This window comes from Nesterenkonia sp. E16_10, assembly GCF_017347085.1.
GTDB lineage: Bacteria > Actinomycetota > Actinomycetes > Actinomycetales > Micrococcaceae > Nesterenkonia.
This window is the reverse complement of record NZ_JADPSA010000050.1, coordinates 24117-30572: the sequence shown is the minus strand read 5'-3', so window position 1 is coordinate 30572 and position 6456 is coordinate 24117. Positions and strand designations below refer to the sequence as shown.

Here is a 6456-nt window from a genome sequence, read left to right as displayed (position 1 = left end):
ACGAAAGTCATGTCTGTCACTTCTCTGGAAACCTCTCCCTGTAGTTGCGGGGCCGCCTGGTGTGAAGTGTGAGCCCGGAAGCTCACGTTCTTCAGGTCTTGATCGACCGCGGTGCCCCGCACCCTGCCTTGCGGTAGTTACTGGAACAGCTCCGGTCAGCGGCAGGAGAAGATCTGACTGGAGGTGCTGCGACTTCGGACATCAGCCGCGAGCCCCCCGAGCGTATAACGAAAGAATAACGAATGTCACGCTGAGGTTACGTTCGGCGCAAGCCAGGCCGGCCGAGTCCAAGAAGTGGAGGTCACTCGATGAGCTTCAGCGCTCTAGAAGAGGAGGCTGTGACCGGGGATGATGAGCTAGGCACGGACTCGAACCCGAGCCCGAATCAGACGCCGGTTACGAGACGGTAGAGAAGTATTTTGCCAACGCTGAGGACTGGGCCAATGAGTGGATGATCTCGCACGTCCTCTGCGACATGTGCAGCAGGAAATGAGCTCCCCATTGGTGCTGTTACCTCGAGGTCGTCACAGTCTTTGAAGGTCTGTGGGATCTTTGGGAATCAGCACGCGCCTAGAGCCCCGGCGTAGTGGCCGATTGCATGCGGATTCAGTTCTACCCGCTGACGAATATCATCACCGGCTCAGACGGTCCGTTCTGGGCCTACGACGAGGCACTCAATAAGTGTCAGCCATCGGAATCGTGGAAGATCTAGAAAGCCCTGAGGGGATGTTCCGCGACCGGAACCATCTTCGCGAACGCACGTAGGTACAACGAGCATCACTGAGTCCCGAGGCCAGACTCTCCGAGCACTAGCGCTTTAACAGCCGCAGGAAGGCCCTGCTGGTTAGACGCTGAGTACCGGGTCCTCGGTTTCTGCGCACCAGGGGAGCCGCTTTACCGAGGCGCCAGCATCTCGGAGTGTGCCGGGGTTGGGGGAGAGGAGCACGCCGTCGTGTTCTGCGGCGAGCCGCTTGGCGTCGTCTACCGAGGGGTTGTCATTGCGGATCACGGTCGCCTCGGAGCCGAGCTCGCGCGGGTACCCGGCCAGGGTGTAGACGAAGCTGTCGTAGCTGTTGACGACAAGGATCCGGGCAGCAGAGGAGGTCTCACTCATAGTGGGTCCCTTCGTCTCTGACAGGTGCCGAGGAGGTCATCGCTTCAAGGGTGGAGTCGTTGAGCGGGCTGTACTGGCTCAGCCACGGGAAGACGAACTGCATCAGGACAAACACGATACCGGCCAGAATGAGCAGACTAAGCAGAATCTGCACCGCCAGCGGCCCGGGCAGCTGACGGAACAGCCAGGCATACATCTCAGGAACCTCCCTGGACGACGGCGGCTGGTGCCTCCGCGGAGAGTGGAGACCAGTCCACAAGTTCAGCGTGGGTGATCAGCCGTTCGCGATTCGAGAACAGCGGGTGACACGTGGTCAGCGTCAGTAGGGAGCGATCCGCCTGCGCCTCGGGCTCACCGGGAACCGGGAGGATCACCTCGGACTGCTCTGGCAGCACCACATAGCTCTCCGAGACCTCATAGGTGTAGTAGCCGTCAAGAGACTCGACGTAGATCTTATCGCCCGCGGCAAGCTGGTCCTGGTCTCGGAGGACGTCACCGTAGGTGAGCCGGTGTCCGGCCACGGCGAAGTTCCCCGGCTCCCCGGGCAGCTGAGTGTCCGGATAGTGTCCCAGTCCGCCGGTGTTGAGGGTCTCGTCATCCACCCCGGAGAGGACGGGTGCGGACCAGTCGGTCCCGATGGCGGGCGCATAGACGACGGCCATGGCACCGGATTCCACGGCGGCCATCTTCTCGGGACATGCCGCAAATTCACCGTTGGCAAGCTGCTGGCAATCCAGTTGTGCCTCTGCTTGTTGCCGCGGCTCCAAGTCCGTGTCGGGCTGTTCGAGCAGGGTCTGGAATTCATCCTCCGTGGCCTGGGCACTGCGCTCGGCGTCGAGCCCAGTCCACCAGATCTCCCACACCACGAAGAGCAGCCCCAGCACGCCGAGCGTGACCAGCAGCTCACCGGTGACACCGAGTATCCGGGCGCCTGCGCCGCGGCCGCGGTGTCCCGACATGAATCCTCCGAAGGCTGGGTGGGGTGTCCGTTACAGTCAAAAGTCCTATTAACGGGCAGTACATGTTGTTGAGCGCCAGGGCGACGGCTTCGAGGTCCTCAGAGGACCAGCGTGAGAGGTCTGTTCCCTTTGGGAAGTACTGACGCAGCAGGGGACTGGTCCCCGGAAGTTGGACACCTCATTTGGGGTCCTTCTTCAGGGAGTAGTCACATGTATTTCAAAGGTGGCCGTATTCAACTGGTCGTCGCAACACCTGCTTCATGGAGGTGTTCGGTGGGAGTCAGAGAGAAGCAGAAGAGGGTCCAGGCCTACCGAGGTCAGATTGTTTCCCCAGGGCGACCGACTGTGGCGTGGCGAGAAGATCGAGTGCGGTTCTGGGAAGCTATCGCGGCCGGCGCGAAGACTCGAGAAGCCGGAGAAGCGGCGGGGGTTTCAGAGCCGGTAGCTCACCGCTGGTTCAAGCATGCTGGTGGAGTGAATCCACGACTGGCACCCATCATCTCGGGGCGATATCTCTCCTCGGCTGAGCGGGAGGACATCGCGCTATGGCGAGCCCAACAGGTTGGAGTCCGAGACATCGCGAAGCGGCTGGGCCGCAGCCCGTCGACCATCTCGCGGGAACTGCGCCGCAACGCCTCCACTCGCACTTACCGACTGGAGTACAAGGCCTCGACGGCTCAGTGGCACGCAGAACGCCGAGCAAAGAGGCCCAAGACCGCGAAAATGGTCACCCACCACCAGCTGCGCCGATATGTCCAGGACAAGCTCAGCGGAGAGATCATCACCGCCGAGGGTGAGATCGTCGGCCCCGTCGGGCCGGTCTGGGGACGGGAAGAACAAACCTCACCGCGGGGACCGGGAGTGGGTCACAGGGTGGAGTCCCCAGCAGATCGCTCAGCGCCTTCGACTCGACTTTCCCGATGATGAATCGATGAGGATTTCTCATGAGGCGATCTACCAGGCGTTATACGTCGAGGGCCGCGGCGGCCTTGAGCGCAAGCAATCGTGGCACCTGCGCCGAGGCCGGACCAAGCGGATGCCGCGGGCGAGAACTCGGCAGCAAGCCTGGGCGCACGTGACTGCGGAGACGGTGCTTGAGAAGCGCCCTGCGGAGGTCGAGGACCGCAGGATCGCCGGGCATTGGGAAGGGGACCTGATCATCGGGTTGAAGCGTTCAGCGGTGGCGACGTTGATCGAGCGCACCACTCGCTACGCGATGCTGGTCCATCTGCCCCGCCAAGCCGGATACGGGCTGATCCGTCCTACGAAGAACGGCCCTGCACTGGCTGGCTACGGCGCGTTGACCATGAAGGACGCGCTGGCGAGGTCGATCACGCCGCTGCCTGAGCAGTTGCGTCGTTCTTTGACTTGGGACCGGGGCAAGGAACTTTCTGCTCATGCGCTGCTGACGAGAGAGACTGGGTTGCCGGTGTATTTTGCCGATGCGAAGAGTCCTTGGCAGCGTGGCTCCAACGAGCACCTCAATGGTCTGCTGCGGCAGTACTTCCCGAAGGGCACTGATCTCTCCAGGTGGAACGCCGATGAGATCGCAGCTATCGCGACGGCTATGAATAATCGGCCACGTGGGATCTTGGGGTGGCGTACTCCGGCTGAGGCTTTCGCGGATCAGCTAAGCTCGGTTCAACAGCAGACTGTTGCGACGATCGGTTGAATACGGCTTGAGATCCTGCATCCGAATGACTGATCAGCTGACCCCGTTCCACCGGGTGAGCCTCGCGATCACGTTCCCAGATCGCCATACGCAGCGGGATATCCACCAGCTCGGTCTCTCTGGTCGTCGCTGCGTTCCAGCCGATGATCTGCTGGGCGAAGACATCAACGATGAACGCCACATAGGACCACCCCGCCCAGGTGCGCACATAGACATCCCACGCGAGTGAGGTGTCAAGCTGCTAGTCCCACCGACGCAGGTTGAAGGGAAGGCCATGCAGCGCGCTCATCCCAATCGACGTCGTGTTGCAGACACCACCACAGGCGCCCGAGGAGCTTGTTGGCAAGATGACGCAGGGCCGCGTTGTGGTGATCACCGGCAGCTCTGCGCCGGTCGTAGTGGGCTCTGGCTCCCGGCGAATGGGTAAGGCTTGAAAAGGCCCACCAGTGACAGGCATCGGCAAGTCGTTTGTTCCTTACCCGCCGCGCCTTGACGTAGCGCGATCGCCCTGAGGCCCGGGTGACCGGGGCGGTGCCGGCGTATGCCCTAAGGTTCGCAGCCGAGGTGAAACGGTCCGGATCATCACCGGTCTCGGCCAGTATCCGCGCTCCGGTCACTGGACCGAGGCCGGGGACTTTCTCCATGATCTTTGACGCGGGGTGATCTGTGAACGCGATGTCGAGTGCTTCTTCAAGGCGACCAATGCTTGTATGCATCTGGTGCAGGATTCCGATCAGTGTCTGAGCCGTAAGCGCTAAGGCCTCTTCAACTGGCTCTGGTTGCGCGACCCCTGGATCCCTGAGGGTTGATCGGATTCTCTCAGCCAACCCCGCACGGTTGCCGCGGCCGCTGGCGCGCAACAGCGACACTGTGCGGGACATCGTCAGTCGACGTGCGCGCCTCGGGGAGGGAACAGCTTCCAGAATCGTCAGCGCCGAGCGATGTTGCAGGTTCGGGAACGCATCGAGGGCCTGTGGATAAAATTCCAGCAATACCGAGCGGAGTCGGGACGTGGTTTGATGCATCGTCCATATGGCCTCTTGATGCTGGCGAGCCAGCACCTTAATTGCGCGGGCAGCATCGGAGAGCTCAGGCAGGGGCCGGTGCAGGTGGCCATCAGTGCGCAGAATATTCGCCAAGACAAGCGCGTCGCCCGGATCGGACTTCCCGCCAGACTGGGAGTGCCGTTCCCGGTAGCGAGCACAAGCACGAGGATTAATCGCGTGTACTTTCACACCAGCTGCCTGCAAGCCCACAACGATGAGATTCTTGTCCGTCTCGATCGCCACCGGCACGGACCGTACATCGTCGGCCTCCTGGGCCAGCAATTCAAGCAGGGCTCTCAAGCCGGCGGCGTCGGCACTGATTCGCTGATGCGCCAGGACCTTGCCTGTCTCGTCGATGACTGTGACGTCGTGGTGGGCTTCGGCCCAGTCGACTCCACAATAGGTTTTCATTGGAATTCCTCTCGTCTGGTCTGTATGAGCCCGGAGGAACGAGCAGCAACCTAATGGAGAGCACTCAGCGGTGCAGCATCTCACAAGCCGTCGGGTTCCCTGCGACTGGCGGGGCCACCGTCTACGTTGAGGCCTCTCACGGGCCGGCGTGATCAAGATGAGCGGACACCTGCCAGCGGCTCACACATATCATCGCGCCTACCCGGGCCGGTGAAATCTCAGTGGGACCCACCAGCCGCAGATCGAGGAATCCGGGCCCTCGACACCCCCATTAAGTGAAGTCCGCGACCCAGACACGATTCGGCGCATCGGCGGTGAAGTCCCGGTTCAGCAAGTCTCCGGCACGCACCCCGTCCTTGGCCGGGATCGTGGTGCGGATTCCCTGCCTCGGCGCACACCGGCCAGCCCCAGGCTGCGCATGGCCCGGTCCACTGAGCCCCGAGAGGCACCCGGGAGGCTGCGGCGAATCAGCGCGGTCATCTTCCGCCGCCCGTAGAGGCCTTCCGGAGCCAGCTTGGTGTTTCCCTGGCGATCGGTCGTGAAGGCCCATCCCCGAATGCGGCCCTCCACTGATGCATCCGTGATGGTGCGGGCAGCGACCTGCTGGTTACTTCTAGCCCAGGCCCGGTAGGTCCTCGCTGCGATCTTGAGCCCCTCGGCAGAAAGGATCTGACAGATCGACTCGACAGCGAAACCGTGGCCTCGGAGTTCATCGATGAACGCCACGATCAGCGGCTGCGGGGGTCGAGTTCCCCCGCGAAGAAAATTGAGGCCCTGCGCAGGATCTCGTTGGTCTCTTTCAACCGCCGGTTCTCCATGCGCAGGCGCTTGAGCTGGGAGTTCTCTTCAGTGCTGACACCGTCGCGGGTGCCATGGTCGATCTGGTGCTGACGCACCCACCGCCGAAGGGTGTCTCGGCCGACACCGACCTGCTTGGAGATGACCTCAACTGCGGCGGTGCGGGAGGAGTATTCGGACTGGTGATCGAGCACCAATCGGACGGCGCGTTCCCTCAGAGCGGGATCGATTCGACGAGGCATGGCTACATCCTTGCAGCTTAAAAAGATGCGGCATCAAACCTGGGACGCTTCAACCTCAGGGTTAACATCGCGTGGGGAACATCACCGAGGCCAATGAGCAAGGGCCTTAAACTGATGGAGCTCAGCACACATGGATGATCGTGGCCCTGACCACGGTCTGGGGCGGCCTCACCACGGCCAGCGCGCACCTGACGCGCAACCCGAGCAGGCCTAC

General features: G+C 62.1%; 4 protein-coding genes and 4 pseudogenes. 1 reads left to right on the top strand and 7 read right to left on the bottom strand.

The window, feature by feature from the left end; all coding sequences use genetic code 11:
• Nucleotides 1-844: 844 nt before the first annotated feature.
• The 4 genes and pseudogenes from I2487_RS15035 to I2487_RS15915 form a co-directional block, all read right to left on the bottom strand.
• On the bottom strand, nucleotides 845-1114 hold the full coding sequence (locus I2487_RS15035; RefSeq protein ID WP_207170615.1) for a glutamine amidotransferase-related protein: 270 nt from the start codon (nucleotides 1112-1114) through the stop codon (nucleotides 845-847).
• Nucleotides 1107-1310 (bottom strand): hypothetical protein, encoded by a 204-nt coding sequence (locus tag I2487_RS15030; protein ID WP_207170616.1) that lies wholly within the window; start codon nucleotides 1308-1310, stop codon nucleotides 1107-1109. The genes I2487_RS15035 and I2487_RS15030 overlap by 8 nt, the downstream gene beginning before the upstream one ends.
• Nucleotide 1311: 1 nt before the next feature.
• Nucleotides 1312-2073, bottom strand: coding sequence for a class E sortase (locus I2487_RS15025; protein WP_207170617.1), 762 nt, complete (start codon nucleotides 2071-2073; stop codon nucleotides 1312-1314).
• A pseudogene (locus tag I2487_RS15915) lies at nucleotides 2018-2233 on the bottom strand (hypothetical protein); the annotation flags it as partial. The pseudogene I2487_RS15915 and the gene I2487_RS15025, both read right to left, overlap by 56 nt.
• A gap of 113 nt (nucleotides 2234-2346) precedes the next feature.
• On the opposite strand from I2487_RS15915, the pseudogene I2487_RS15020 reads away from it, so the two are divergent.
• A pseudogene (locus I2487_RS15020) lies at nucleotides 2347-3745 on the top strand (IS30 family transposase).
• Here the strand turns inward: I2487_RS15020 and I2487_RS15795 are convergent.
• From I2487_RS15795 to I2487_RS15625, 3 genes and pseudogenes are all read right to left on the bottom strand, one after another.
• A pseudogene (locus tag I2487_RS15795) lies at nucleotides 3639-3956 on the bottom strand (DDE-type integrase/transposase/recombinase); the annotation flags it as partial. The pseudogenes I2487_RS15020 and I2487_RS15795 sit on opposite strands and share 107 nt — an antisense overlap.
• Before the next feature lie 22 nt (nucleotides 3957-3978).
• A complete protein-coding gene (locus I2487_RS15010; protein WP_207170619.1) occupies nucleotides 3979-5202 on the bottom strand; it encodes an IS110 family RNA-guided transposase in 1224 nt (407 codons plus the stop codon).
• A 274-nt stretch (nucleotides 5203-5476) separates the two neighbouring features.
• Nucleotides 5477-6242 (bottom strand): annotated as a pseudogene (locus I2487_RS15625) (transposase); the annotation flags it as partial.
• Nucleotides 6243-6456 lie beyond the last annotated feature (214 nt).

Coding starts and splice junctions, on each gene's coding strand:
- I2487_RS15035 (WP_207170615.1), bottom strand. CDS start 1,114: ATGAGTGAGACCTCCTCTGCTGCCCGGATCCTTGTCGTCAACAGCTAC.
- I2487_RS15030 (WP_207170616.1), bottom strand. CDS start 1,310: ATGTATGCCTGGCTGTTCCGTCAGCTGCCCGGGCCGCTGGCGGTGCAG.
- I2487_RS15025 (WP_207170617.1), bottom strand. CDS start 2,073: ATGTCGGGACACCGCGGCCGCGGCGCAGGCGCCCGGATACTCGGTGTC.
- I2487_RS15010 (WP_207170619.1), bottom strand. CDS start 5,202: ATGAAAACCTATTGTGGAGTCGACTGGGCCGAAGCCCACCACGACGTC.